This window comes from Microbacterium alkaliflavum, from assembly GCF_044325405.1.
GTDB classification, from domain to species: Bacteria; Actinomycetota; Actinomycetes; order Actinomycetales; family Microbacteriaceae; genus Microbacterium; species Microbacterium alkaliflavum.
In genome coordinates, this window is record NZ_JBIQWL010000004.1 from 457,274 (window position 1) to 482,213 (window position 24,940).

Below are 24,940 nucleotides of genomic sequence, written 5' to 3' on the forward strand. Positions count from 1 at the left end.
AGATCCGAGGAGACCATGGCCCCCCGCCCCTTCGCACACGACGGCATCGCGTTCGGCTGCGACTACAACCCGGAGCAGTGGACGCCCGACGTCTGGGACGAAGACATCGCGCTCATGCAGGAGGCCGGCGTCGACCTCGTCGCGGTCAACATCTTCGGCTGGTCGCACATCGAGCCGCGTGCCGGCGAGTACGACTTCCGTGCACTCGACGACGTCATCGGCCGGCTGCACGCCGCAGGCATCCGCGTGAACCTCGGCACGGGCACGTCATCGCCGCCCGCGTGGCTCACTTGCGCCCACCCCGAGATCCTCCCCGTGGCCGAGGACGGCACACGCCGCTACCCGGGCGGCCGTCAGGCGTGGTGCCCCAGCAGCACCGCCTTCCGCGCCGCGGCCCTCCGCCTCGTCGAAGCCGTGGCGGGGCGCTACGGCGATCATCCGGCGGTTGCGCTGTGGCATGTGTCGAACGAATTGGGATGCCACAACGCGCTGTGTCACTGCGGAGCGAGCGCCGCCGCCTTCCAGACCTGGCTGCGCGCCAAGTATGAGAGCATCGACGCCCTCAACCGCGCGTGGGGGACCGCCTTCTGGAGCCAGACCTACACCGAGTGGGAGCAGATCGGCACGCCGCGCGCCACGCTGTCCACTCGCAACCCGGGCCAGCTGCTCGACTTCCACCGGTTCAGCTCGGACGAGCTTCTCTCCTACTACCGCGCCGAGGCCGACGTCATCCGGCGCCTCAGCGACGTGCCGATCACGACGAACTTCATGGTGACGGCCCACATCGAGAACCTCGACTACTGGTCGTGGGCGGCCGACATGGACATCGTCGCCAACGACCACTACCTCGACCACCGGCTCGACGACCCGAACGCCGAGCTCGCGTTCGCCGCCGATCTGTCCCGCGGCCTCGGCGGCGGGGCTCCGTGGATCCTCATGGAGCACTCGACGGGCGCCGTCAACTGGCAGCCCCTCAATAAGCCGAAGGCCGCGGGCGAGATCCTGCGCAATTCGCTCACGCACGTCGCCCGCGGCGCCGACGGCGTGTGCTTCTTCCAATGGCGCGCCTCGGTGCAGGGTAGCGAGAAGTTCCACTCTGCGATGCTTCCGCACGCCGGCACCGACTCGGCGGTGTGGCGCGAGGTCGTCGAGCTCGGCGGCATCGTCGAGCGCCTTGGCGAGGTCGCGGGGTCGCGCGTCGAGGCCGACGTCGCGCTCGTCTTCTCGTGGGAGTCGTGGTGGGCGACACAGAACGAGTCGCGGCCGAGCAGGGCGCTCGGCTACCTCGACCAGGTGCACGCCGCGTACGCAGCCCTGCACGCCGAGGGCCTCACGGTCGACATCGTGGCCCCCGGATCAGAGCTGTCGGCCTACAAGCTCGTCGTCGTCCCCGGCCTCCACCTCGTGCGGGCCGCGGAGGCCGCCGTCGTCACCGACTGGATCGCGGCGGGCGGCACGGCCCTCGTCACGTTCTACACCGGCACGGTCGATGAGGATGACCGGGTCTGGACGGGCGGCTACACCGGCCCGTTCCGCGAGGCCCTCGGCATCCGCATCGAGGAGTTCGCGCCCATCGCCCCCGACGCGTGCCTGCGCCTGAGCGACGGCGCGACGGCCCGCCTCTGGTCGGAGCGGTCGCGCGTCATGACGGCGCAGGTCGAGGCATCCTTCGTCGACGGGCCCTCGGCAGGGCATCCTGCCGTCACGCGCAACGCGTGGGGGAACGGCGCCGCGTGGTACCTCGCGACCCTCCCGTCCGCCGCCGATTATCGGGCATTGGTCGCCCGCATCGCCGGCGAGGCCGGTGTGCGCCCCGCGGCGACGGTGCGCGGCGGCGACGGCGCCGTCGTCGAGATCGTCCGCCGCAGGGGAGCGGATGCCGCATACCTCTTCGTCGTGAACCACGGCTCCGCGCCGCTCGTCATCGACGCGACGGGCACAGAGCTCATCACCGGCACGACGGTCGAAGGGCACGCGGACGTGCCCGGCGGCGCCGTGCGCATCATCCGAGAGGAGGCGGCCGCATGACCGCCACGGAAGTCCTCGTGACTGCGGGCCCACGCAGTGCGCAGCCCCGTCCGAAGCGCCGCAAGACACCGCACAAGGGTGCGATCGCGATCTTCACCGGTCCGTTCAGCGTGCTCTTCCTGTTCTTCTACCTCATCCCGATCGGGTACGCCGTCTGGCAGTCGCTCCTGGTCGTGCAGCGCGAGGGGCTGTACGGCAAGCCGACGGAGGTGTTCGGCGGGCTCACGCAGTACGGACTCGTCTTCCAGAGCGGGCCGTTCTGGGAGTCGGTCGGACGCGTGCTGCTGTTCGGCATCGTCCAGGTTCCTGTCATGCTCGGGCTCGCCCTTCTGTTCGCGCTGCTGCTGGACTCGCCGGCGCTCAAGGGTAAGAAGTTCTTCCGGCTCGCGTTCTTCGCGCCCTACGCCGTGCCGGGCGTCATCGCCGCCATCATGTGGGGCTTCCTCTACTCGCCCAACCTCTCGCCCTTCACGAACGTGACGCAGGCCGTCGACTTCCTCTCGCCGCAGCTCGTGCTGTGGTCGATCGCGAACGTCGTGACCTGGGTGTTCATCGGCTACAACATGCTGATCATCTACTCGGCGCTGCTCGCCATCCCCTCCGAGGTCTACGAGGCGGCGCGCCTCGACGGTGCGGGCCAGGTCCGCATCGCGTGGTCGATCAAGATCCCCATGGTCGCGCCGGCACTCATCCTCACGGCGGTCTTCTCCATCATCGGCACGCTGCAGCTGCTCGCCGAGCCGCAGGTCTTCCGCTCGTTCAGCGCCGCTGTGTCGTCGACGTACACGCCGAACATGACGATCTACGCGACGAGCTCGATCCCCAACCCCAACCTGGCCGCGGCGTTCTCCGTCGTCCTGGCCGCCGCGACGTTCGTGGTGTCGTTCGCGTTCCTCAAGATCACCCAGCGGAAGGCCGAGCAATGAGCCTCCTCACCCGTACCGCGGGAGCGACCGCCGACGACCTCGCCCCCGCGCGGGGGCCGCGCGAGAGCATCCTGTCCCGTGGCGCCGCGTTCCTCATCATGGGCGTCTTCACGCTCTACTTCCTCGTGCCGATCTGGTGGCTGTTCATCGCCTCGACGAAGGACCGCGGCGACCTGCTGACGACGAACCCGCTGTGGTTCGCCGATTGGAACTTCTTCGCCAACATCGGCGACCTGCTGTCGTACAACGGCGGGATCTACCTGCGCTGGATCGGCAACAGCCTCGCCTACGCGGGACTCGGCGCCCTGCTCGCGACGATCTTCTCGGGTATGTGCGGCTATGCCCTGGCGAAGTACCGGTTCCGCGGACGGGAGGCCTACTTCAACATCGTGCTCGGCGGCGTGCTCGTGCCGGCGACGGCGCTCGCGCTCCCGCTGTTCCTCCTGTTCAGCCAGGTGAACCTCACGAACACCTTCTGGGCGGTGCTCCTGCCGAGCATCGTCAGCCCCTTCGGCGTCTACCTCAGCCGCATCTACGCCTCGGCGTCGGTGCCCGACGAGCTCATCGAGGCGGGCCGCATCGACGGCGCGAGCGAGGTGCGCACGTTCTTCACGGTGTCGGCGCGGCTCATGACGCCCGCGCTCATCACGGTCTTCCTCTTCCAGTTCGTGGCGATCTGGAACAACTTCTTCCTGCCGCTCATCATGCTGCGCAGCCAGGAGCTCTTCCCCGTCACATACGGCCTCTACACGTGGAACACGCAGCTCAACCAGATCCCCGAGCTGCGCACCTACGTCCTGGTCGGGTCGTTCCTCTCGATCGTGCCGCTCATCGTCGCCTTCCTCCTCCTTCAGCGCTTCTGGCGCAACGGCCTCGGCACCGGGTCCGTGAAGTGAGCCCACGCCGCCGGGCGATCCCCGCGGCATCCCTGTAAATCCCGATCACCACCCATCGAGTAAGGAATCTCATGCAGCACACCAAGAGGGCAGTCGTCACCGGCGTCGCACTGCTCAGCGCGCTTGCGCTCGCCGGATGCTCCGGCGCATCCAGCAGCGAGAACAGCGGCGCGGATGCCGCGACCTGCGCACCGTCGGACGGCGACGTCACGCTCGACTTCACGTCGTGGATCCCCGGCATCGAGGACGTCGTCGCGATGTGGAACAAGGAGAACCCGAACATCCAGGTGAAGGTGCAGACCGGCCCCAACGGCAACGGCGGCACCTACAAGAGCTACTTCAGCCAGCTCGAGGCGGGCAACGCCCCCGACCTCGGTCAGATCGAGTACGACGCGCTGTCGAGCTTCCGCGTGCAGGACGGCCTGGAAGACCTCTCCGCGTGCGAGGACGTCGTGAAGGCCGAGAGCGAGTTCATCCCGTGGACGTGGGGACAGGTCACGCTCGGCGGCGACGGCGTGTACGGCATTCCGCAGGACTCGGGTCCCATGGCGCTGTTCTACCGCTCCGACCTGTTCGAGCAGAACGGCATCGCCGTGCCCACGACGTGGGACGAGTACAAGGAGGCCGCAAAGGCCATCCGCGCCAAGGGTGGCTACATCACCAACTTCTCGACCGCCGACATCAACCAGTTCGCGGGGTTCGTGTGGCAGGCCGAGGGCAAGTGGTTCGCCAACGACGGCAAGGAGTGGACGGTCGACCTGACCGGCGAGGAGTCGCAGAAGGTCGCCGAGTACTGGCAGGAGCTGCTCGACGAGGACCTCGTCTCGACGTACCCGGCCTGGACCGAGGAGTGGAACAACGCCTACAACTCGGGCGAGGTGTGGACGTGGAACTCCGCCGTCTGGGGCGCCAACTCGATCTCGTCGGGCGCACCCGACACGGCCGGCAAGTGGTCGGTCGCTCCGTCCCCGCAGTGGGAGGCCGGCGGCACGAGCGCGGGCAACTGGGGCGGCTCGTCGATCGCGGTCTTCAAGGGCACGAAGCACCTCTACGAGGCGGCCGAGTTCGCCCTGTGGCTCAACACGTCGGATGAGGCGCTCACGGCCCTCAACAAGTCGGCGAACATCTACCCCGCGACGACGGCGGGCCTCGAACTGCCGTCGCTGCAGGAGGGCGTCGAGTTCTACGGCGGCCAGAAGATCTACGACGTCTTCGCCGAGGCCGCGTCGCAGGTCAACCCCGACTTCGTGTGGGGCCCGACCATGACGCAGACCTACGCCGATGTCTCGGACGGCTTCCAGAAGGCCGTGACGGGTCAGGGCACGCTGCGGGATGCGCTGAAGTCCGCGCAGGAGTCGACGATCTCGACCCTCAAGGCGCAGTCGATCCCCGTCGCGGGATAGCCCCGCATCGCACCCGCGCCGCGGGAGCCGGCTTCGAGTCCGGCTCCCGCGGCGCCGTCGTCCGTTCGGGATGCCGCGCTCGGCCTCTTCACGAGCGCGCGGCGCGTTTGACGTGCTCGTAGGCGTCGAGCGCGGCGTTCCTCGTCTCCCTGAGGTCGATGATCGGCTCGGGCGGATGCTCCGACAGATGTTCAGGAGCCCACTCGCGCACATAGCGGCCATCGCGATCGAACTTCTTCGCCTGGAGCTCGGGATTGAAGATGCGGAAGTAGGGCGCGGCATCCGCTCCCGATCCCGCGACCCACTGCCAGTTGAACGGGTTGTTCGCGGCATCCGCGTCGACGAGCGTGTCCCAGAACCACTGCTCGCCGCGGCGCCAGTCGACGAGCAGGTTCTTGACGAGGAAGGATGCCGCCACCATCCGCACGCGGTTGTGCATGTAGCCCGTCCGCCACAGCTCGCGCATGCCGGCGTCGACGAGGGCGACGCCGGTGCGTCCCTTCTGCCACGCCTCGAGCTGCGTCGGATGCAGCCGCGGCCACGGGAACGCGTCGAACTCGGGGCGGAGGTTGGTCGTCGCGAGCTCCGGGAAATGGAACAGCGTGTGCCACGCGAACTCGCGCCAGCCCAGCTCGGACAGGAACTTCCCCCCGCCCTCGGTCTGAACGGTCTCGTGCCACACCGTGAAGGGGCTCACCTCGCCCCATCGTAGCCGGGGCGACAGCAGCGACGTCGCCCCGGCCGCCGGCTCGTCCCGCGCGCGGTCGTAGGAGTCGAGGTCTTCGGAGAGGAACTCGCGCAACCGTCGCCGCGCCGCGGGTTCGCCGGGCTCCCACGTCTCACGCAGCCCGCCGGCCCAGTCGGGACGCGTCGGCAGCAGGTGCCAGTCGTCGAGATCTTCGCTGTCGAGCGCCGCGGACGCCCCGTCGATCTCGCGCGGTTCGGGCAGCGGCGCGCGCGGCGCCGGTCCGTGCGTGGCGGCACGCCAGAACGGCGTGTAGACCGAGAAGTGCGTGCCGCCTCCCGTCTTGACGGTCCACGGCTCGAACAGCAGTGAGCCCGCGAACGACCGGGCCACGACGCCGTCGTCGCGCAACGATGACTTGAGTGCCGTGTCGATCTCGCGCTCGGGGCCGCCGTAGCGCCGGTTCCAGAAGACGGCGCCGGCCGAGGCATCCCGCACCGTCTCGCGCACGACCGGCTCGGCGGCACCCCGCCGCAGCACGAGGGCGCCGCCCCGCTCGGCGAGTCGATCGCGCAGCGACGCGAGCGATCCGTGCAGCCACCAGCGAGCCGCTCCGCCGAGGGGACGGATGCCGGGCGACTCCTCGTCGAGCACGTACAGCCCGATGACCGGCTCGCCGCGATCGACGGCGGCGCGCAGCGCGGGGTTGTCGGCGAGACGCAGATCGTCGCGGAACCACACGATCGACGGCGAAGGCATGGTCGGATCGTAACCGCGTCGCTGCGCCCGGCATCGGGGTTGACACGCGATGGATGACGCGCTTTCAGCGACTTGCGCAGCGTTGCAAGTTCTTGCGTACACTGAGCGCATGTCGAAGCGTCTCGCGGAAGTGGCGCGCAAGGTGGGCGTCAGTGAGGCGACCGTCAGCCGCGTGCTCAACGACAAGCCCGGAGTGTCGGATGCCACGCGCCAGGCCGTGCTCACCGCGCTCGACGTGCTCGGGTACGAGCGGCCCACGAAGCTCCGCGGCGAGCGGGCACGGCTGGTGGGTCTCGTGCTGCCCGAGCTGACGAACCCGATCTTCCCCGCGCTCGCCGAGATCATCGGCGGCGGCCTCAGCCAGAACGGGTATACACCGCTGCTGTGCACGCAGAACGCCGGCGGCATCACCGAGTCGGACTACGTCGACCTCCTGCTGCAGCAGCAGGTGTCGGGCGTCATCTTCCTCGGCGGCAACTACAGCCAGGCGGATGCCGAGCACAGCCACTACGAGCGGCTCCAGCAGGTGAACCTGCCGACGGTGCTCGTCAACGCCCGCATCGACGGGCTCGACTTCGCGACGGTGTCGACCGACGATGCCGCGGCGGCCGAGCAGGCCGTGCTGCACCTGCATCAGCTCGGCCACCGGCGCATCGGCATGCTGATGGGCCCGCTCGACCACATCCCCTCGCGGCGCAAGCTCGCGGCCGCGCGGCGTCTGCTCGAACGGCTGGGCCCGGGACTCGACGACGCCCTCGTCGTGCGCGGCCTCTACTCCCTCGAGTCGGGTCAGGCCGGCGCCACGCGCCTCTTCGCGCAGGGGGCGACCGCGATCGTGTGCGCGAGCGACCCGCTCGCCCTCGGCGCCGTGCGCGCCGCACGGCGCGCAGGCCTGCGGGTGCCCGACGACGTCTCGGTCGTCGGCTTCGACGACTCGGCTCTGATGAGCTGCACCGAGCCTCCGCTCACGACCGTGCGGCAGCCCATCGAGTCGATGGGCCGCACCGTCATCGACCTCCTGCTCTCGCAGATCGCCGGCACGACCGAGCCCGGCGACGAACTGCTCTTCGAGCCCGAGTTCGTCCTCCGCTCGTCGACGGGCCCCGCCGCGGCCTGATCCGCCTCGATCCCGCAGCGCGCGCGATCTCGCAGCGCCCGCGAGGTCGGAGATCTGGGCCCGCGTCGGACGATTCCCGGCCGATGCTCCGACGTTCTCGGAAATCTCCGACGTTCGGGCGTGACCCTTCCATCATGCCGTCGCGCTCATCGCAAGATCGAAATCTTGCGTAGATTCGTTCAAGACTTGCATGAACTACAGAAGCGAACTACATTCATCGCAACGAGACTTCCCACCTTCAGGAGCCCGATCTTGGACACCGACGTCCTCACCGCCACGCAGGCGCCCGCCCCGGCCGACACCGACCCGCTCTGGTGGCGATCCGCCGTCATCTACCAGGTCTACGTGCGCAGCTTCGCCGACGGGAACGGCGACGGCACGGGCGATCTCGCGGGAGTGCGGGCCCGCCTCGGCTACCTCAAAGACCTCGGCGTCGACGCGATCTGGTTCAACCCCTGGTACCCGAGCCCCATGGCCGACGGCGGCTACGACGTGCAGGACTACCGCGACATCCACCCCGAGTTCGGCACGCTGGAGGAGGCGGAGGCGCTCATCCAGGAGGCGCTGGCCCTCGGCATCCGCACCATCATCGACGTCGTCCCCAACCACATCAGCGACCAGCACGAGTGGTTCCAGGCGGCGCTCGCCGCAGGTCCCGGCAGTCCCGAGCGCGCGCGGTTCTGGTTCCACGCCGGCAAGGGCGAGAACGGCGACGAGATCCCGACGCACTGGGTGTCGAGCTTCCAGGGTTCGACGTGGACGCGCACGACGAACCCCGACGGCACGCCGGGGGAGTGGTACCTGCACATGTTCACGCCCGAGCAGCCCGACCTGAACTGGAACCACCCCGACGTGCGCCGCGAGCACGAGGAGATCCTCAAGTTCTGGTTCGACCGCGGCGTCGCGGGCGTGCGGATCGACTCGGCGGCGCTCCTCATGAAAGACCCCGAGCTGCCCGAGGTCGGCGAGAAGGCCGACCACCCCACCGAGGACCGCGACGAGCTCCACGACGTCTACCGGTCGTGGCGCGCCGTCGCCGACTCCTACCCGGGCACGCGCGTGCTCGTCGGCGAGGTGTGGGTGCCCAACATCGTGCGGTTCACGAACTACCTGCGCCCCGACGAGATGCACACGGCGTTCAACTTCGACTTCCTCGCGCGACCGTGGGGCGCGGCATCCTTCCGCCACTCGATCGAGGCGACCCTGGCCGCGCACGCCCCTGTGGGCGCACCGTCGACGTGGGTTCTCAGCAACCACGACGTGACCCGGCCCGTCACGCGCTACGGCCGGGAGGACACGGCGTTCGCCTTCCTCAAGAAGCGTTTCGGCGTGCCCACCGATCCGCAGCTCGGCCTGCACCGCGCCCGCGCCGCGGCTCTTCTCGTCGCCGCCCTCCCGGGCAGCCTGTACATCTACCAGGGCGATGAGCTCGGCCTGCCCGAGGTCGAGGACCTGCCGCTCGAGCTCATCCAGGATCCGATGCACTACCGGTCGGGGGGCATCGATCCGGGACGGGATGGATGCCGCGTTCCTCTGCCTTGGACGGGCGCGCACGCGCCGTTCGGCTTCAGCCCCCCGGGCATCCGGACGTGGCTCCCGCAGCCCGCGGACTGGGCCGGCCTCACGGTCGAGGCGCAGGAGCACGACCCGCAGTCGACCCTCACCCTCTATCGCTCGGCGCTGCGCCTGCGGCGCGAGCTCGACATGCTCGCCGACGGCCCGCTCACCTGGATCGAGACCCGCGACCCGCACGTCCTCGCCTTCCGCCGGGGCGCCTCGTTCGCCTGCGTCGTCAACACCGGCGACATCCCCATCGACCTGCCCGCCCACGAAGAGGTCCTGCTCACGAGCAGCCCGCTCGACTCAGGCGCCCTCGCCGGCGACTCCGCCGCGTGGCTGCGCACCCGACCCACACCCTGATCCCCCCCCGGGGACCGCGCCGAGAGGCCGGCGCGGCATCCCTCACCACGAAAGGAAAGACGATGAAGTCACCAGCAAGGGTCCTGCTCGCCGGTGTCGCCGCCGCGGCGACGATCGGCGCACTCGCGGGCTGCTCGGCAGCCGGCGGCGACAGCGGCGACGGCAAGACCGAGCTCCGCGTCGCCACCTTCCCGCCCGGCGCCGACGCCGCCGCCTACGAGGCGTTCGCCGCGCAGGAGAAGCAGTTCGAGAAGGCCAACCCCGACATCGACATCATCGGGGTCGAGTACGAGTGGGAGGGCCCGACCTTCGCCGTGCAGCTCGCCGGCGGCAGCCTGCCGGACGTCTTCACCGTGCCGTTCACCGACTCCAAGACGCTGCTCGAGAACGACCAGCTCATGGATGTGACCGACGAGGTCAAGGCGCTCGGCTACGAGGACAGCTTCAACCCGATCATCCTCGACGGCGTGAAGGATTCGGACGGCCACATCTTCGGCTTCCCGCGTCAGGCCTACGCGATGGGCCTGCACTACAACCGCGACCTCTTCGAGCAGGCGGGCCTCGACCCCGACCAGCCGCCGACCACATGGGACGAAGTGCGCGAGTACGCGAAGAAGATCTCGGATGCCACAGGCAAGGCCGGCTACGCCGAGATGGCCATCAACAACACGGGCGGCTGGCAGCTGACGGCGCAGACCGTCGCGCGCGGCGGTCGCACGCAGACCGACAACGGCGACGGCTCCGCCGAGTCGACGATCGACAACGACGGCACCAAGGCGGCCCTGCAGTTCCTGCATGATCTGAAGTGGGAGGACGACTCCTTCGGCTCGAAGGTCGATCTCGACTGGGGCACGATCAACCAGGAGTTCGCCGCCGGCAACATCGGCATGTACACGTCGGGCTCCGATGTCTACACGGCGCTCGTCCGCGACTTCGGAATGGACCCGTCGATCTACGGCCTTGCCGTCGTGCCGACCGAGGGCGACGACCCGGGCACGCTCGGCGGCGGCGACATCGCCGTCATCAGCCCCACCGTGGACGACACGACGAAGGCCGCCGCTGTGAAGTGGATCGACTGGTACTACATGCAGAAGCTGCTGAACGAGGATGCCGCGGTGCAGGACGCCAAGACGCTCAACGAGTCCGACCAGGCCGTCGGCACGCCCGTGCTCCCCGTCCTGAGCCGCGAACTCTACGAGCAGTCGCTCGAGTGGATCGAGCCGTACATCAACGTGCCGCGCGACCAGATGAAGCCGTTCACCGACGCGATCTGGGACCAGACCCCCGTGGGCGAGCCTAAGAAGAAGACACAGGAGATCTACGCCCTCCTCGACACGGTCGTGCAGACGGTCCTCACCGACGAGAACGCCGACATCGACGCCCTGCTCGCGCAGGCGCAGAAGGACGCGCAGGCGCTCCTCGACAAGTAGGACAGCGGATGCCGCGGCCTGGCCGTCCCCCCCCGGGGCCGGGCCGCGGCATCCACCATCTCAATCAGACCGACCACCTCAAGGGCCAACGATGACCATGACGACCGAGGAGCGTCCGGCCGCGGCATCCCCCGCACCGGCCGACGCTCCGCCACCCAAGCGCCGGCGCCGCCGAACGCCCCTCACCTGGTACCGCGGGGGAGGCCTCGCGAACCTGCTGTTCGTGCTGCCGATGGTGTTCGTGTTCTTCTTCTTCTCGTGGCGGCCGATCGTGCAGTCGGTCGTCATGAGCTTCGAGAAGACGAACCTCATCGTCTCGTCCTGGGTCGGCCTCGACAACTACGTCGCGGTGCTCACCGATCCCGAACTCGGCCGCGCCGTCGTCAACACGATCTACTTCGCGCTCCTCGCGCTGCTGTTCGGCTTCCCGCTGCCGCTGTTCATGGCGGTGCTCATGAGCGAGGTCCGCCGCGCGAAGGGCCTCTACTCGGCGCTCGCGTACCTGCCGGTCGTCATCCCGCCCGTCGTGGCGGTGCTGCTGTGGCGCTTCTTCTACAGCGCCGACCCGAACGGCGTCTTCAACACGATCCTCGGCTGGTTCGGCATCCCTCCCCAGCCGTGGATCCAGTCGGCCGTGCAGGCGATGCCGTCGCTCGTGCTCGAGGCGACCTGGGCCGCGGCCGGCGGGTCGATCATCATCTATCTCGCGGCGCTGCTCTCGGTGCCGCCCGAGCTCTACGACGCCGCCGAGGTCGACGGCGCCGGCATCTGCCGCAAGGTGTGGCACGTCACGATCCCGCAGCTGCGCGGCATCCTCTTCATCATGCTGATCCTGCAGGTCATCGCGACCGCGCAGGTGTTCCTCGAGCCGTTCCTGTTCACCGGCGGCGGCCCGGCCGGAGCGACGAAGACGATCCTCCTCTACATCTACGACAAGGCCTTCCGGAACAGCCTCGGCGGCGACCTCGGCGAAGCGACCGCCGTCTCGGTGCTCCTTGCGATCGTCCTCGCGATCCTCTCCTGGCTGTACTTCAAGCTCACCGACCGCTGGAGCACGAATTGAGCGCGATCATCACCGCCGAATCGAAGGAAGGCGTGCGCGGGCTGGTCTCGCGGCGTCGCCGCCGACGTGAGACGGTCGACGACGAGAGCGTGCGCACCGTCGTCTCCGATTCCGAGCGCCGTCGCCCCGCCACGCGTTTCGGCATGGGCGTCACGCACGTCTTCCTTTTCGTGACTCTCGTCGTGGCGGGGCTCGGGCCGATCCTGTGGCTCGCCAAGTCGGCCGTCACTCCGACGCAGGACACCCTGACGCAGCCGTTCGCCCTGTGGCCCAACGGCATCGACTGGGCGAACCTGTCGACGGCGTGGAACGACATCCACATCGACCAGTACTTCTTCAACACGGTCGTGATCGCCGCCGGCGCGTGGGTGTCGCAGCTGTTCATCGCGACGACGGCGGGCTACGCCCTGTCGGTGCTGCGGCCGCGCTACGCGCCGATCCTCAACGGGCTCGTGCTCGCGACGCTGTTCATCCCGGGGATCGTCCTGCTCGTGCCCCTCTACCTCACGATCGTGCACCCGCCGCTCATCGGCGGCTCGCTCCTGAACAACTACCTCGCCGTGTGGCTGCCGATGTCGGCGAACGCGTTCAACATCCTGCTGGTGAAGCGGTTCTTCGACAATCTGCCGCGCGAGGTGTTCGAGGCCGCCAAGACCGACGGCGCCGGCCCCTTCCGCCTGTTCTGGTCGGTCGTGCTGCCGATGTCGAAGCCCATCCTCGGCGTCGTCTCGGTCTTCGCGATCATCGCGGCGTGGAAGGACTACCTCTGGCCCATGCTCGTCCTGCCCGACCCCGCCGTGCAGCCCCTCTCGGTGCGGCTGCCCGCGGTGCAGAGCCAGACCGAGCTCGACGTCTTCCTCGCGGCGCTGGCGATCGCGACGCTCATCCCGATCGCGATGTTCCTGGTCTTTCAGAGCGTGTTCCTGCGCTCGGCGGGGCTCGGGGGAGCCGTCAAAGGGTGAGGGATGCCGCGCTCCGCTGCCGCTGGGCGTGCACAGCTGCGGGGATTCCGACCGACGCGCCGGGCGTCTGCGGCGCGTCGTGCGAAATGTCCGCAGTTGTGCCCGCCGCGCAGCCGCGGCCCCGGGGCGGCTACAGGCCTTCGACGTCGTGGCCGGTCGGCACGGCGATCTCGAGCCCGCCGTGAACGACGCGCGCGCGGACGCTCACCGCCTCGCCGAACTCATCGCCGTCGAGCTGCACGAACTGGGGCTCGACGGCGCCCACCTCGAGCTCGGCGCCCCGCGCGTAGCGCACGGCGTTGTCCTTCGTGCGCAGCGCGAGCACTTGCCGGCCCGCGCGGAACTTGCGCAGGAAGCTGTTGTCCCACGCGACGCGGCGCCAGACGAAGAGCCAGCCGAACAGGCCCTTCGGCTGGAAGATGACCACGTCCATCGTGCCGTCGGTGACGGATGCCTCTGGGATGAGCTCGAGCCCCGCGGGAAGGGAGCCGCAGTTGGCGAACAGCACGCTCTGCACACGCGACGAGTGCAGACGGTGCCCCGCGATCTGGTACATGATGCGGAACGGCTTGGCTCCGGGCAGCGAGCGCGCCGCGCCGTCGACGTAGGCGACCCACCCGACCGATTTCTTGAGCTGCGGGTTGGTGTTCGCGATCATCGCGGCGTCGAGGCCCATGCCGCCCATGACGACGAACGCGTGCTCCTCCGACTCGCCGCTCGCGCGCCGGATCGTCGCGAAGCCGATGTCGACGCCGACGGTGTCGCCGTCGAAGGTCGCGCGGATCATCCGCTCCGGGTTGTCGAGGGGAAGCCGCAGGTTGCGGGCGAGGAGGTTGCCCGTGCCGCTCGGCACGATCGTGAGCGGGATGCCGCTCGAGGTCATCGCCTGCGAGACGGCGCGCACCGTGCCGTCGCCGCCGGCCACCAGCACGGCATCGACCCCGGCCTCGAGGGCCTGGTGGGTCACATCGTCGCCGAGGTCGTCGACCGTCGTCTCGTAGAAGAGGGGATCGGCCCAGCCGGCCTCCGCCGACAGCCGCTCGACGGTCGCGCGCAGGGTTGCGGCATCCACCTTGATCGGGTTGTAGACGAGAGCGGCCTTGGGATTCGGTCGCTTCTCGCCGCCGGCCATCGACTCCGTCTCGCCGCCCGGATCGACCCGTCGGGCCTCGCCGGACTCGTCCTCGGCCGTGTCGGGCTCGATGTCCTCAGGCTGGTGGATGACGTCGTCGGGCTCGGCCGCCTCGGCGGGGTCGGGCTTGTCGTCGGTGGCCGATGCGTCTTCATCGGCGACCCGCTCGGCTTCGGCGCCCGGCGCACTCTCGTCGGCGGCGACCCGCTCGGCTTCGGCGCCCGGCGCACTCTCGTCGGCGGCGACCCGCTCGGCTTCGGCGCGCAGGCGCACTTCGGATGCCGCGATCTCACCCGTCGCGGGCCCGTCGGCGTAGATCGCGTCGGACGGGTGGGGCGGGTCATCGGGCGGCTGAGTCGTTTCGTCGTCCCGACGGGAACCCGCTGCCATGGGTACCACCATAGGGGTCGGCATCCCGCCGCGGCCTAGACTTGCGGGATGATCGATCCCGTTCTTCTCCGCGAGAAGCCCGAGCTGGTCAAGCGCTCGCAGGAGGCGCGCGGGGAGTCGCCCGATTCGGTGGACGAGGCCCTCGCCGCAGATCGCGCTCGTCGCACCGCCATCACGACCTTCGAAGAGCTGCGGGCGTCGCAGAACGCGCACGGCAAGAAGGTCGCGCAGGCTCCCAAAGAGGAGAAGGCCGCGCTCGTCGCTCAGGCGAAAGACCTGAGCGACCGCGTGAAGGACGCGCAGCGCGCCGTCACCGAAGCCGAGGAGGCCGCCGACGCCGCCTTCGCGAAGCTCGAGAACATCATCATCGACGGCGTGCCCGCCGGCGGCGAGGCCGACTTCATCACGCTCCGCACGCACGGCGAGCCTGCGCAGTTCGACTTCGAGCCGCGCGACCACCTCGAGATCGGCGAGATCCTCGGCGCGATCGACATGGAGCGCGGCACGAAGGTGTCGGGCAGCCGCTTCTACTTCCTCACCGGCATCGGCGCGCGCCTCGAGCTCGCGCTCATGACGCTCGCGCTCGACCGCGCGCTGCAGCACGGCTTCACACCGGTCGTGCCGCCGACGCTCGTTCGTCCGGAGGTCATGCGGGGCACGGGATTCCTCGGTCAGCACGCCGACGAGATCTACCACCTCGAAGAGGACGACCTTTACCTCGTCGGCACGAGCGAGGTGCCGCTGGCCGGCTATCACATGGACGAGATCCTCGACTTCGCGCGCGGCCCCAAGCGCTACGCGGGATGGTCGACGTGCTACCGGCGCGAGGCGGGGTCGTACGGCAAGGACACGCGCGGCATCATCCGGGTGCACCAGTTCAACAAGCTCGAGATGTTCATCTACACGACACCCGATGATGCCGAAGCCGAGCATGATCGCCTCGTGGCCATGCAGGAGGGGATGCTGCAGGATCTCGGTCTCGCGTACCGCGTGATCGATGTCGCAGCCGGTGACCTCGGCTCCAGCGCTGCCCGCAAGTTCGACGTCGAAGCCTGGGTTCCGACGCAGGGCGCGTATCGCGAGCTCACCTCGACGAGCAACTGCACGACCTATCAGGCGCGCCGCCTCGACATCCGCTTCCGTCCCGACGGCGGCAAGACGCAGCATGTCGCGACGCTCAACGGCACCCTCGCCACGACGCGCTGGATCGTCGCGATCCTCGAGACGCATCAGCGCGCCGACGGCTCGGTGACCGTACCCGAGGTGCTGCGTCCCTACCTCGGCGGACTCGAAGTTCTGGAGCCTGTGGCGTGACGGAAGCGCATCTCCCGCCGACCGGCAGCATCAAGGTCGTCAAACCGAAGAAGGCGGCCAAGCTCGTCGAGGAGATCGCGCGCGACACCGAGAATCCGGATGTCGCGACCGAGCGCCTGCTCATCGTGCTCGACATCGACGGCACGATCCTCCTGCAGGACGAGTCGCTGTCGCCGGGCGTCGTCGACGCCGTGGAGCACGCGCATCGCGCGGGCCACGAGGTGATGCTCGCGACGGGACGCTCGTGGGAGGGTACGCGCGGCCTCCTGCACGTGCTCGGCATCTCGCCCGAGTTCGTCGTCTGCTCCAACGGCGCCGTCATCATGCGCCGCGTCGACGCCTCCGAGGCGCACTACGAGCGGTTCCACGTCGAGACGTTCGACGCGACCGAGGTGCTGCGGCTCCTCCACGAGCACCTCGACGACGGGCGCTACATGGTCGAGCTCGCCGACGGCAGCCGCCTGTACACCGAGTACCTCGACGACTGGAACCTCGTGAACGCCCGGCGCGTCTCGTTCGACGAGCTCACGGCACAGCCCGTATGCCGCGTCGTGGTCGTCTCGCCCGGCAAGAACGAGCACGACTTCGTCGACCTCGTCTCGCGCATCGGCCTCAACCAGGTCTCTTACGCGATCGGCTGGACCGCGTGGCTCGACATCGCCCCGATGGGCGTCGACAAGGGCACGGCGCTCGAGCGCGTGCGCGAGTGGACCGGCTTCGACCCCGCCCACGTGCTGGTGATCGGCGACGGCCGCAACGACGTCGGCATGTTCGCGTGGGCGCGCGAGCACGGCGGGCGCGCCGTCGCGATGGCGCAGGGTCCGCAGGAGGTCCGGGATGCCGCGTCCGAGGTGACCGCGTCGGTCGAGGCCGGCGGCGTGGCCGAGGTGCTCCGCAAGCTCTGACTCGGGTGCGGCACGCGCGTCCGGTCGGACCCGCGGCCGGATGGACTCGACGCCGTCCGCCGCACGCCTGGGCGCCCGCCCGGTGGGCCCCGTGTTGACCATCGCGAAATGTGCGCGCTAACATTTGTCTCGCCGAGCTCCATCCCCTCGCTTCGTTCGAACGCTCGTGCGCTCGATTGGAGCTTCCATGACGCAGGGAAGCGGCTCAGGGAAGAGTCGCCCGAGCATCTACGACGTCGCGCAGGTCGCGGGCGTCTCGCACATGACCGTGTCCCGGGTGATCAACGGCTATCCGCACATCAAGGACGGAACGCGCCAAAGGGTGCTGCACGCCATGATCGAGATCGGCTACCTGCCACGAGGTGCCTCTCGGCAGCTCGAGTCCGAAGACAGGCTCCGGATCGGAGTCATCGTCGACGGAGCCGAGCAGTACGGGCCCAGGAGCACACTCCAGGCGATCGAGCGCGCCGCTCGCGACCTCGGCCACGTCATGACCGCCTATTCGGTGCCGGGCTTCCGATCGGGAGCGGTGGACCTCGGACTCGCCGAGCTCAGGGATCATGCCGTCGATGCGCTGTGCCTCGTCGCCCCCCGCTTCTCCTCACTCGGGGCGGTTGCCAAGGGACCGCTGTGGGTTCCGGCGGTCGTCGTCGGCGATGACGACTCCCAGTCGGCGATCACGACGGTCGCCGTCGATCAGGCGAAGGGAGCGAGAACCGCGGTCGACCACCTCGTCGCTCTCGGCCATCGCTCGATCCTGCATCTGGCCGGTCCTCTCAACTGGGTCGACGCGCTTGCTCGAGAGCGGGCTTGGCGGCAGACGATGGATGGTCACGGATTGCGGCCGAATCTCCTGATCGGCGACTGGACCTCGGACGTGGGCTTCACGGTCGGTGCCGAGCATCCCCTCATCGAAGAAGTGACGGCCGTCTTCGCGTCCAATGATCAGATGGCCCTCGGACTCCTCCACGGAGTCAAGAGCAGGGGGCTGCGCGTGCCTGACGACATCAGCATCGTCGGCTACGACGACTCGCCCGAAGCGCGCCATTTCGCACCCCCGCTGACCTCCGTCAACCAGAACTTCGATCGGCTCGGGCATGAGATCATCCGAGTCGTGCACGGATTGATCGAGGGGCGCCCGACCCCCGACCGCGTGCGCGTCGACGCCGAGCTCATCATGCGTCAATCCGTCGCACCGGTCGGCGGCTAGCGCGAAGACTCGTGCGGCACGGATGACGCGGGGCTCGGTGAGCCGCATCAGCGGTGCTCCACCTCCAAGGTGGTGACGCGAGACGCCAGCTCGCCGATGATCCGCGACTGCGCCTCGCAGAGTGCGAGCAGGGTCAGCGCGAGCGTGCCCGTCTCGTCTGCTCCTCGGTCCGTCTCGAGGACGAGCGCCCATGCTCTGAGCTGATCCGAGGCTGCGAGGATCCATTCCGCCTCGGGGTCTGAACTGTCGTCGTGAAAGGGCATGGATGGACGCTATGCCCGCCACCGGAGATGTTCGCGAGAACAAAGTGGCCGACGGCTGGGAACGACCCGATAACAATGCGCCCGGGAGGCGCTACGCCGTGGCCACGCCGGCGATGTGGGTGTTGAACGGCAGGAACGGACTGCGGATCCGGTAGTTCTCCACCTGCACGTCCGCGAAGCCGGCAGCGCGGATGTCGCGTTCGAGGTCGCGCTCGCACGAGCATCCCTCGAACGTCCAAGCCCATGGTCGGCGAAGGATGCGCTGCGCAGCGCGGGTCGCGGTCCCGTCCGGCGCGACGACGTGCTCGAGGAACCGGAAGGTTCCGCCGGGACGGAGGATGCGGCGGATCTCGGCCAGCGCAGCGTGCGGATCCTGCACGGAGCACAGCACGAGCGACGAGATGACGGCGTCGACGCTGTGATCCGCGAGGCCCGTGCGCTCCGCCATCCGCTCTCGCAGGTCGATGGTCACGTGGTGCTGTCCAGCGGCGGACCGCAGCGGCTCATGCATCGCCCGGTTGGGCTCGATCGCGACGAGGGCCGTGTTCTCCGGCAGGTACGGGAGGTTTGCGCCGGCGCCAGGGCCGATCTCGACGACCTCGCGAGGCAGCCCCGCGAAGACGCGCTGCTTGTGCGGGCCGAGCTTGGATTCGATGTACGGGTCCATGCGGCGGAAGAACTCCGCGTTGAACCAGCCCCGGAAGGCGTGCTGCTCGAACGTTGCTTCTCGGATCGAGGTGGTGTCGGTCTGGGTCATCCCTTCAGCCTGCGCGGCGGCATCCGAGATTCCAGGCGTGGAACTACCCCAGTTCGTCGCGATGCGCGGCGTACCAGGTCGCGATCTGCGCCCGCGACCTCGCGTCGAGGCGCAGCAGGATGCGCTCGATGTGGCCCTCGGCCGACCGCTCATCGATGCCCAGGCGCGTCGCGATCTCGCGATTGCTGAGGCCTTCGCTCACGAGCGCGGCGACCTCGATCTGCCGCGGAGTCAGCAGGCGACCGCCGCTCCGCGTCGCGCGGAGGCCGAGGAAGCGCCGGATCGGCGCCACGACGGCGTGCGTGTCGCCCGCGTACGGCAGGTGGGAGCGGCCGGGAAGCCGCACGAGCCCCGCGCCAGGGATGCCTGCCGCCAGCGCCACCGCCTGTGCGACGGGCGCCGCGCGATCCTGCTCCCGGTGCACGACGAGCGTCGGCGTCCGCACTTTGTCGATCACATCGCCGATGTCGAGCTCGTAGCTCAGCGCGAGAAGCGCTCGCGCCGTGGCCGCCGTCGACGAGGCCCGCTGATAGCGGCCGAACTGCGCACGCGCCGCCGCTCCGGCGTCGGGCGCGAAGATGTCGGTCAGCACGTCGGAGCCCAATCCCCAGTGCGACTCGATCAGCCCGAGCACGTGGTCGCGCACGTCGGCCGGCGCGAGCTCCGCTCCCGATACCCAGCCGCCGTACAGCACGAGCCGCCGCACGCGGTCCGGATGAGCCGCGGCCCATGCGGCCGCGACGAGCGCTCCCATCGAGACACCCACGAGGTCGAACGGCTCCGGCGCGAGAAGCGCCGCGACGGCGTCGAGCTGCTCCAGCTCGAACGCGAGCGACGGCGCGTGATCGGACGGCGCCGAGATCCCGCATCCCGCGCGGTCGTACCTCACCAGCCGGCAGCCTTCCGCGAGGCCCTCGTAGAAGGCGCGCTCCTCCGGCAGCTGCCAGCTCAGCTCGAGGTGGCTGAGCCATCCCGACACGTAGAGCAGCGTGCGCCCTTCGCCGATCGACGCGTACGCGAGTTCGGCGCCGTCGCCCGTCGTCACGCGCCCGATGCGCTGCTGCACGCCCCCATGCTAGGCGACGGGCTAGACTCGACGCCGGTCGACGGATGCCTCGGCATCCGCCCGGGAGGGTTGTCCGAGCGGCCGATGGACCTGGTCTTGAAAACCAGTGGGCAGCAATGTCCCGTGGGTTCGAATCCCACACCCTCCGCTTCACACGCCTCGAGATCCGTTGGTCGTCCTCGTGCTGACCCGCGCCGAGGCGCTCCGTTCCGGGCCTGACGTGCCCGACGGGTGCCACCACACCCAGCAGAAGCCAATTGTGGCGAAGCCGATGGAAACAGTGCGAGCTCGCGCGAGCATCAGTCGCGGCGACGCGGTGCCAGATCTACCATCGAAGCCACGATCGGGTAGGAGCTGCGTATGGCGGACGAACCATCCCCAGCGGGAACCGACGGCAATGGTCGCAAGCCGCGACGAGTGCCGATCTGGCTGGTGACGACCCTCGCAGCCGCTGCCACAGCCGTAGTCGTGGGTGTCGCCACCTCTGTGTTGGTCCCTCGGCTCAGCGGTCCGGCCAACGATCTCCTCGACGATGCATTGGCCGACCCCAACCCGATCGGCATCCACGTCTCGGTCGAGCCTTCAGAGGACGACGTCAGCATCCCGGCCGGCGAGGAATTGTCGGACGACGAGTTGGCCGCGCTTTACGACATGACGCCCAAGGCTGCGACGACATGGTTGGCCAAGCACAAGAAGGGCGTCATCACCAGCACCCGAACGCTGACGCTGACTCTGCGCAGTCAGAGGGTCGATCCGGTTCGCGTCACGGGTGTGGACACGACAAGTGACTGCACGGAGCCGGATCGCGGCACGCTCGTTCGGATGATTCCCGGCCGCGGTGCCGGCGTCGACTCGGAGAGCATGACGATCGATGTCGAAGACGCAGACCCGGAACCCCTCATCTATGACGAGTCCGGGAACGCGAGTGCGTACTTCCCTGATCGGACGATCGAGCTCGCACAGGACGAGGAGGTGGTCGTCGTCATCAAGCTCGAGCCGGAGTTCCAAGAAGGGAGCGATCCGAACCAGGTGCACGCCTGCGCTGTCCACCTTTCTCTGCGCGTTCTGGATGCTGGCGAGGAGTCGTCCGTCGCCGTGCCGGCGGCCGTCCAGGTGATGGGCATAGAACCGGATTATGTCGAGGACCTCTACCAGCACGCCTTTCTCGGTCCGAGTCTGTGCGACTCGCCGTCGACCGCATCAACCGGCTGGCGGTCACGAGGATCCTCGGACTGCGGCTGATCCGCTAAGCCACCGGCCGCGCCATCTCGGCAGCCCGCTTCACGAAGTCCAGGTAGCTCGCCTCCGACGCATCCGCCGTGACGACGCGCAGCACCACCTCGTCGACGCTCCGCCGATACTCGCCCAGCCGCGATGAGAAGTCATCGCGAGGGCTGATCGTCGCGTCGATCGCGGAGATCCCCAGCGCGGCGAAGTTGCTCGCGTAGGCCGGGATGCGGTCGTACAGCGCCGTCTGCTGCTCGAGCGCCACCTGCGCGTCGGGGTCGATCGCCGTCCGGAGATAGAGGATCGTGCGCCCGTCGCGCCCCGCGGCGGCGGCAGCGTCGCGGATCTCGCGCGCCGTGTCGGCGGCGATCGGGGGAGTGAGCCAGTTGAGGAGCACGCCGTCGGACTCCGTCGCCCCCAGCAGCCGCATCCGGGGACCGAGCGCTCCGATGACGACGCGCGCACGCACGGTCGACTGAAGTTCGGCCGCCTCTTTCGCGACCGCTGCGAGGGGGCGGGACAGACCGCCCGAGCCGATCCCGATGACCAGTCGCTCGTCGGGAAGCTCGAGCCTCCGAACGTCGTCCGCGATCTCGGCGCCGCTGCGCCGGTCGATGGGGATCACGCCGCTGGCGAGCCGGATGCGACGGGTCGCACCCGCGGCGGTGTGGAGGCCGGCCAGCGAATCTCCGCGCGGGGTGTCATTGAGCCAGAAGCTTGCGAACCCGAGCTCCTCGGCGAGCGCTGCAACTCGCGCCACCGTCCCGGGCGGTGTCTCCCCGGGAAGGCCGATTCCAAGTTCTCCGACAGTCGCATCGCTCACGTGGGGCAGGGTATCGCCCGCGAAGAGAGATGCCGCCATCACATGACACCGCCGCCCCCGAGAACGAGGACGGCGGTGCCGGCGAGGGGCGGGTCAGGATGCCGGCAGCAGCACCCGGTCGATCGTGTGGATGACGCCGTTCGACGCCTGGATGTTGATCTTCCAGAGCACGAGGCGCGGGTCGGCGACCGACGGCGTCTCGTCGCGGAGGTTGATGCCGCGCGGCCAGACCTTGCCACCGTTGGCCATCGTCAGCGGGTGGGCGGTCAGCACGCCCACCGGGCCGAGCTTCTTGCCTGCGACGACGTGGTAGAGCAGCACGTTCTTGATCTGATCGAGCGTGAACGCGCTCGTGATGGTCGCGAGCGCGTCGGCTTCCGAGGCCGGCGCGGTGCCGGTGAGGTCCTGCACGGTGCGCATGAACGCGCGGTCGTTGGGGGCGAAGACCGTGAATGTCGCGCCCGGGTCGGACAGGACGGGAGCGAGGCCCGTCGCGAGCACCGCCTGCACCAGGATGTCGTAGTCCCACGGGTTGTTGTCGGCGGTGCCTCCGCCGGACGCCGCGACGGCGACGTCGACGATGTTGCCGGACGGAGAGCCCCCTCCGTTGGCGTGCGCGGGAGCGGCGGCGAGGGCGAGCGCCGCCGCCGCGAGCAGTGCGATCGAAGTGCGCGTGATCTTGTTCATCGTTCATCTCCTTCGATGGGACGCACCGGATCGGTGCGCTGAAGAGTTGTTCCACGGCGACGCGCTCCACGGATGCAGGCATCCCGAAGAAAAGTCGCTGCATCCGGATCCACGCCGCGAAGGGAATGCACTTGAGAGGGTTGCCGCGCAGCGCGGTTAGCCTGGTCGCGACGACCGGACGGAAGGCGAGGACACGTGGAGCCGGATGCCGCACGCGATGCCGAGCCCGACCCGGCGCGCGAAGCCGAGCTGCTGCTCGATGCGCGGTTCGTCGCGGGCGATGAGCGCGCGCTCGCCGAGGTCTATCGCCGGTGGTCACCAGTCGTCTTCACTCTCGCGCTGCGTTCGCTGGGCGACCGCGGCGATGCGGAGGACGTGACGCAGCGCACCTTCGTCTCGGCCTGGACGTCTCGGGCCTCCTACGACCACACGAAGGCCCGGATCTCGACGTGGCTCGTCGCGATCGCGCGTCGCCGCATCGCCGACATGCACGAGTCGCGCGCGAAGGTGCGCGCGATCCAGGCCGAGATCGAGCGTCTGACCAACCCCGACGACCTTGTCGACGAGCCGCCCGACCTGTCCGAGACGCTGCTCGTCGCCCACGAGCTGCAGCAGCTCGAACCCGACGCCCAGGCCGTCATGCGACTCGCCTTCTTCGACGATATGACGCATGAGCAGATCTCGAGCAGGCTCGGGATGCCGCTCGGCACCGTCAAGAGCCACATCCGGCGAAGTCTCACCCGCATGCGCAACAGATTGGAGGTGACCCGTGTCACACCTTGATCCCGAACAGCTCGCCCTGATCGCGCTCGGCGAGCCCGTCGCCTCCGATCAGGAACGCGAGCACCTCGCCTCGTGCCCCGTCTGCCGCGCCGAGCTGGCCGAGCTCTCGCACGCGGCCCTCGTAGCGCGGTCCACGATGGACGAGCTGGAACTGGATGCTCCGCCCGCGCGCGTGTGGGACGGCATCGTCGCCGAACTGGGCCTGGCCGGCGCCTCCGCACAGACGGCGGCTTCGGCATCCCCTGTCACCTCGCCGGAACGACCTGCCACTGAACCCTCCGCCCCCCGACGTCGATCGCGGTGGATCTGGGTGCTCGCGGCATCCCTCGTCCTCGTCCTCGCCATCGGCGGAGCCGTGTGGATCGGGATCGGGATGCTGCGACCCGACTCGATCGCGACGGCGGCGCTCGACGCGTTCCCCGACCACCCGAAGGCGTCGGGCACCGCCCAGGTCGACGAATCCCGCGACGGGGCGCGCACGCTCACCGTGACCCTCGAGGGCGAGGCGAAGTCGTCGGAGTACCGCGAGGTGTGGCTGATCCGCAACGACGGCGGCGCGCTCATCAGCCTCGGGGTGCTCGAGGGGTCGTCAGGGTCGTTCGCGATCCCCGACGGCGTCGACCTGTCGCAGTACGACCTCGTCGACATCTCGTTCGAGCCCGTCGACGGCAACCCCGCGCATTCCGGCGACTCGATCGTGCGAGGACGGCTCAGCTTCGCCTAGGCGCGAGCCGGATCACGTCAGCAGCGTCGCAACGGCCTCGTCGATGCCGATGATCGCATTCGCGCGATCGGTGTGCACGACCCGCGGCTCGTAGGAGTCGAGCTCGGACTCGTCGTAGTCGGCGTAGGAGATGACGATGATCGTGTCGCCCGAGTGCACGAGCCGCGCGGCGGCGCCGTTGACCTGGATCTGGCCGGATCCGGGCTCTCCGGCGATCGTGTAGGTCTCGAAGCGGGCGCCGTTGTCGACGTCGACGACGTGCACCTGCTCGAACTCCCGGATGTCGGCGGCGCGCAGCAGGTCGGAGTCGATCGTGATGGATCCGACGTAGTTGAGATCGCTGCCGGTCACGGTCGCCCGGTGGATCTTCGACTTGAGCATGGTTCGGCGCATGGCTCGTCTCGCCTCCCGGCGCCGACGAAGGGGACAGGGCGCCGCATCGACGCTAGCCTTTCTGCACCCAGTCCAGA

The 24,940-nt window shown here is 69.1% G+C and carries 23 protein-coding genes and 1 tRNA gene; 16 read left to right on the forward strand and 8 right to left on the reverse strand.

The features are described from left to right. The first annotated feature begins 15 nt into the window (after positions 1 to 15). From ACH3VR_RS13870 to ACH3VR_RS13885, 4 genes are all read left to right on the forward strand, one after another. Positions 16 to 2,028, forward strand: coding sequence for a beta-galactosidase (locus ACH3VR_RS13870; RefSeq protein ID WP_397556897.1), 2,013 nt, complete (start codon positions 16 to 18; stop codon positions 2,026 to 2,028). Next, positions 2,025 to 2,954, forward strand: coding sequence for a carbohydrate ABC transporter permease (locus tag ACH3VR_RS13875; RefSeq protein WP_397556898.1), 930 nt, complete (start codon positions 2,025 to 2,027; stop codon positions 2,952 to 2,954). Before ACH3VR_RS13870 ends, ACH3VR_RS13875 begins: the two co-directional genes overlap by 4 nt. Continuing rightward, positions 2,951 to 3,850 carry a carbohydrate ABC transporter permease gene (locus ACH3VR_RS13880; RefSeq protein WP_397556899.1) on the forward strand — a complete coding sequence of 300 codons (900 nt, stop codon included), beginning with the start codon at positions 2,951 to 2,953 and terminating at the stop codon, positions 3,848 to 3,850. The genes ACH3VR_RS13875 and ACH3VR_RS13880 overlap by 4 nt, the downstream gene beginning before the upstream one ends. Positions 3,851 to 3,921: 71 nt before the next feature. Next, positions 3,922 to 5,253 (forward strand): ABC transporter substrate-binding protein, encoded by a 1,332-nt coding sequence (locus ACH3VR_RS13885; RefSeq protein ID WP_397556900.1) that lies wholly within the window; start codon positions 3,922 to 3,924, stop codon positions 5,251 to 5,253. Between the two features lie 88 nt (positions 5,254 to 5,341). Here ACH3VR_RS13885 and ACH3VR_RS13890 read toward each other — a convergent pair whose 3' ends face one another. Beyond that, positions 5,342 to 6,697 (reverse strand): cryptochrome/photolyase family protein, encoded by a 1,356-nt coding sequence (locus tag ACH3VR_RS13890; RefSeq protein ID WP_397556901.1) that lies wholly within the window; start codon positions 6,695 to 6,697, stop codon positions 5,342 to 5,344. A 109-nt stretch (positions 6,698 to 6,806) separates the two neighbouring features. On the opposite strand from ACH3VR_RS13890, the gene ACH3VR_RS13895 reads away from it, so the two are divergent. The 5 genes from ACH3VR_RS13895 to ACH3VR_RS13915 all read left to right on the forward strand — a co-directional run bounded on the left by ACH3VR_RS13895 (position 6,807) and on the right by ACH3VR_RS13915 (position 13,189). Further along, positions 6,807 to 7,814 (forward strand): LacI family DNA-binding transcriptional regulator, encoded by a 1,008-nt coding sequence (locus ACH3VR_RS13895; RefSeq protein ID WP_397556902.1) that lies wholly within the window; start codon positions 6,807 to 6,809, stop codon positions 7,812 to 7,814. A 252-nt stretch (positions 7,815 to 8,066) separates the two neighbouring features. Continuing rightward, positions 8,067 to 9,734, forward strand: coding sequence for a glycoside hydrolase family 13 protein (locus ACH3VR_RS13900; RefSeq protein WP_397556903.1), 1,668 nt, complete (start codon positions 8,067 to 8,069; stop codon positions 9,732 to 9,734). 62 nt (positions 9,735 to 9,796) lie between these two features. Then, on the forward strand, positions 9,797 to 11,164 hold the full coding sequence (locus tag ACH3VR_RS13905) for an ABC transporter substrate-binding protein (RefSeq protein WP_397556904.1): 1,368 nt from the start codon (positions 9,797 to 9,799) through the stop codon (positions 11,162 to 11,164). 91 nt (positions 11,165 to 11,255) lie between these two features. Then, the gene (locus ACH3VR_RS13910) at positions 11,256 to 12,227 is read left to right on the forward strand and encodes a carbohydrate ABC transporter permease (RefSeq protein ID WP_397556905.1); all 972 of its coding nucleotides are present in this window, start codon (positions 11,256 to 11,258) and stop codon (positions 12,225 to 12,227) included. Further along, on the forward strand, positions 12,224 to 13,189 hold the full coding sequence (locus ACH3VR_RS13915) for a carbohydrate ABC transporter permease (protein ID WP_397556906.1): 966 nt from the start codon (positions 12,224 to 12,226) through the stop codon (positions 13,187 to 13,189). The genes ACH3VR_RS13910 and ACH3VR_RS13915 overlap by 4 nt, the downstream gene beginning before the upstream one ends. A gap of 130 nt (positions 13,190 to 13,319) precedes the next feature. On the opposite strand, the gene ACH3VR_RS13920 is transcribed toward ACH3VR_RS13915, so the two are convergent. After that, the gene (locus ACH3VR_RS13920; protein ID WP_397556907.1) at positions 13,320 to 14,711 is read right to left on the reverse strand and encodes a diacylglycerol kinase family protein; all 1,392 of its coding nucleotides are present in this window, start codon (positions 14,709 to 14,711) and stop codon (positions 13,320 to 13,322) included. A gap of 48 nt (positions 14,712 to 14,759) precedes the next feature. Here ACH3VR_RS13920 and serS point away from each other — a divergent pair, with 48 nt between their 5' ends. The 3 genes from serS (at position 14,760) to ACH3VR_RS13935 (ending at position 18,140) form a co-directional block, all read left to right on the forward strand. Further along, positions 14,760 to 16,025, forward strand: a complete 1,266-nt coding sequence (gene serS / locus ACH3VR_RS13925) for a serine--tRNA ligase (protein WP_397556908.1) — start codon at positions 14,760 to 14,762, stop codon at positions 16,023 to 16,025. Beyond that, a complete protein-coding gene (locus ACH3VR_RS13930) occupies positions 16,022 to 16,930 on the forward strand; it encodes an HAD family hydrolase (RefSeq protein ID WP_397556909.1) in 909 nt (302 codons plus the stop codon). Before serS ends, ACH3VR_RS13930 begins: the two co-directional genes overlap by 4 nt. Before the next feature lie 187 nt (positions 16,931 to 17,117). Beyond that, on the forward strand, positions 17,118 to 18,140 hold the full coding sequence (locus tag ACH3VR_RS13935) for a LacI family DNA-binding transcriptional regulator (protein ID WP_397556910.1): 1,023 nt from the start codon (positions 17,118 to 17,120) through the stop codon (positions 18,138 to 18,140). 47 nt (positions 18,141 to 18,187) lie between these two features. On the opposite strand, the gene ACH3VR_RS13940 is transcribed toward ACH3VR_RS13935, so the two are convergent. The 3 genes from ACH3VR_RS13940 to ACH3VR_RS13950 form a co-directional block, all read right to left on the reverse strand. Further along, positions 18,188 to 18,403 carry a hypothetical protein gene (locus ACH3VR_RS13940; protein WP_397556911.1) on the reverse strand — a complete coding sequence of 72 codons (216 nt, stop codon included), beginning with the start codon at positions 18,401 to 18,403 and terminating at the stop codon, positions 18,188 to 18,190. A 91-nt stretch (positions 18,404 to 18,494) separates the two neighbouring features. After that, positions 18,495 to 19,160: a class I SAM-dependent methyltransferase gene (locus tag ACH3VR_RS13945; protein WP_397556912.1), complete on the reverse strand. Its 666-nt coding sequence runs from the start codon at positions 19,158 to 19,160 to the stop codon at positions 18,495 to 18,497. A 43-nt stretch (positions 19,161 to 19,203) separates the two neighbouring features. Then, positions 19,204 to 20,226 (reverse strand): alpha/beta fold hydrolase, encoded by a 1,023-nt coding sequence (locus ACH3VR_RS13950; protein ID WP_397556913.1) that lies wholly within the window; start codon positions 20,224 to 20,226, stop codon positions 19,204 to 19,206. 63 nt (positions 20,227 to 20,289) lie between these two features. Here ACH3VR_RS13950 and ACH3VR_RS13955 point away from each other — a divergent pair. Both ACH3VR_RS13955 and ACH3VR_RS13960 read left to right on the forward strand, forming a co-directional pair. After that, a tRNA-Ser gene (locus ACH3VR_RS13955) sits at positions 20,290 to 20,374 on the forward strand. A 212-nt stretch (positions 20,375 to 20,586) separates the two neighbouring features. Next, positions 20,587 to 21,468, forward strand: a complete 882-nt coding sequence (locus ACH3VR_RS13960) for a hypothetical protein (protein ID WP_397556914.1) — start codon at positions 20,587 to 20,589, stop codon at positions 21,466 to 21,468. A gap of 4 nt (positions 21,469 to 21,472) precedes the next feature. Here ACH3VR_RS13960 and ACH3VR_RS13965 read toward each other — a convergent pair whose 3' ends face one another. Both ACH3VR_RS13965 and ACH3VR_RS13970 read right to left on the reverse strand, forming a co-directional pair. Next, the gene (locus ACH3VR_RS13965; RefSeq protein WP_397556915.1) at positions 21,473 to 22,276 is read right to left on the reverse strand and encodes an LLM class flavin-dependent oxidoreductase; all 804 of its coding nucleotides are present in this window, start codon (positions 22,274 to 22,276) and stop codon (positions 21,473 to 21,475) included. A gap of 93 nt (positions 22,277 to 22,369) precedes the next feature. Continuing rightward, positions 22,370 to 22,963, reverse strand: coding sequence for a fasciclin domain-containing protein (locus ACH3VR_RS13970; RefSeq protein ID WP_397556916.1), 594 nt, complete (start codon positions 22,961 to 22,963; stop codon positions 22,370 to 22,372). A gap of 195 nt (positions 22,964 to 23,158) precedes the next feature. Here ACH3VR_RS13970 and ACH3VR_RS13975 point away from each other — a divergent pair, with 195 nt between their 5' ends. Together ACH3VR_RS13975 and ACH3VR_RS13980 are read left to right on the forward strand one after the other, a co-directional pair. After that, positions 23,159 to 23,746 (forward strand): RNA polymerase sigma factor, encoded by a 588-nt coding sequence (locus ACH3VR_RS13975; protein WP_397556917.1) that lies wholly within the window; start codon positions 23,159 to 23,161, stop codon positions 23,744 to 23,746. Next, a complete protein-coding gene (locus ACH3VR_RS13980) occupies positions 23,733 to 24,470 on the forward strand; it encodes an anti-sigma factor (protein WP_397556918.1) in 738 nt (245 codons plus the stop codon). Before ACH3VR_RS13975 ends, ACH3VR_RS13980 begins: the two co-directional genes overlap by 14 nt. Before the next feature lie 12 nt (positions 24,471 to 24,482). Here ACH3VR_RS13980 and panD read toward each other — a convergent pair whose 3' ends face one another. After that, on the reverse strand, positions 24,483 to 24,863 hold the full coding sequence (gene panD / locus ACH3VR_RS13985) for an aspartate 1-decarboxylase (RefSeq protein ID WP_397556919.1): 381 nt from the start codon (positions 24,861 to 24,863) through the stop codon (positions 24,483 to 24,485). Positions 24,864 to 24,940: the final 77 nt, after the last annotated feature.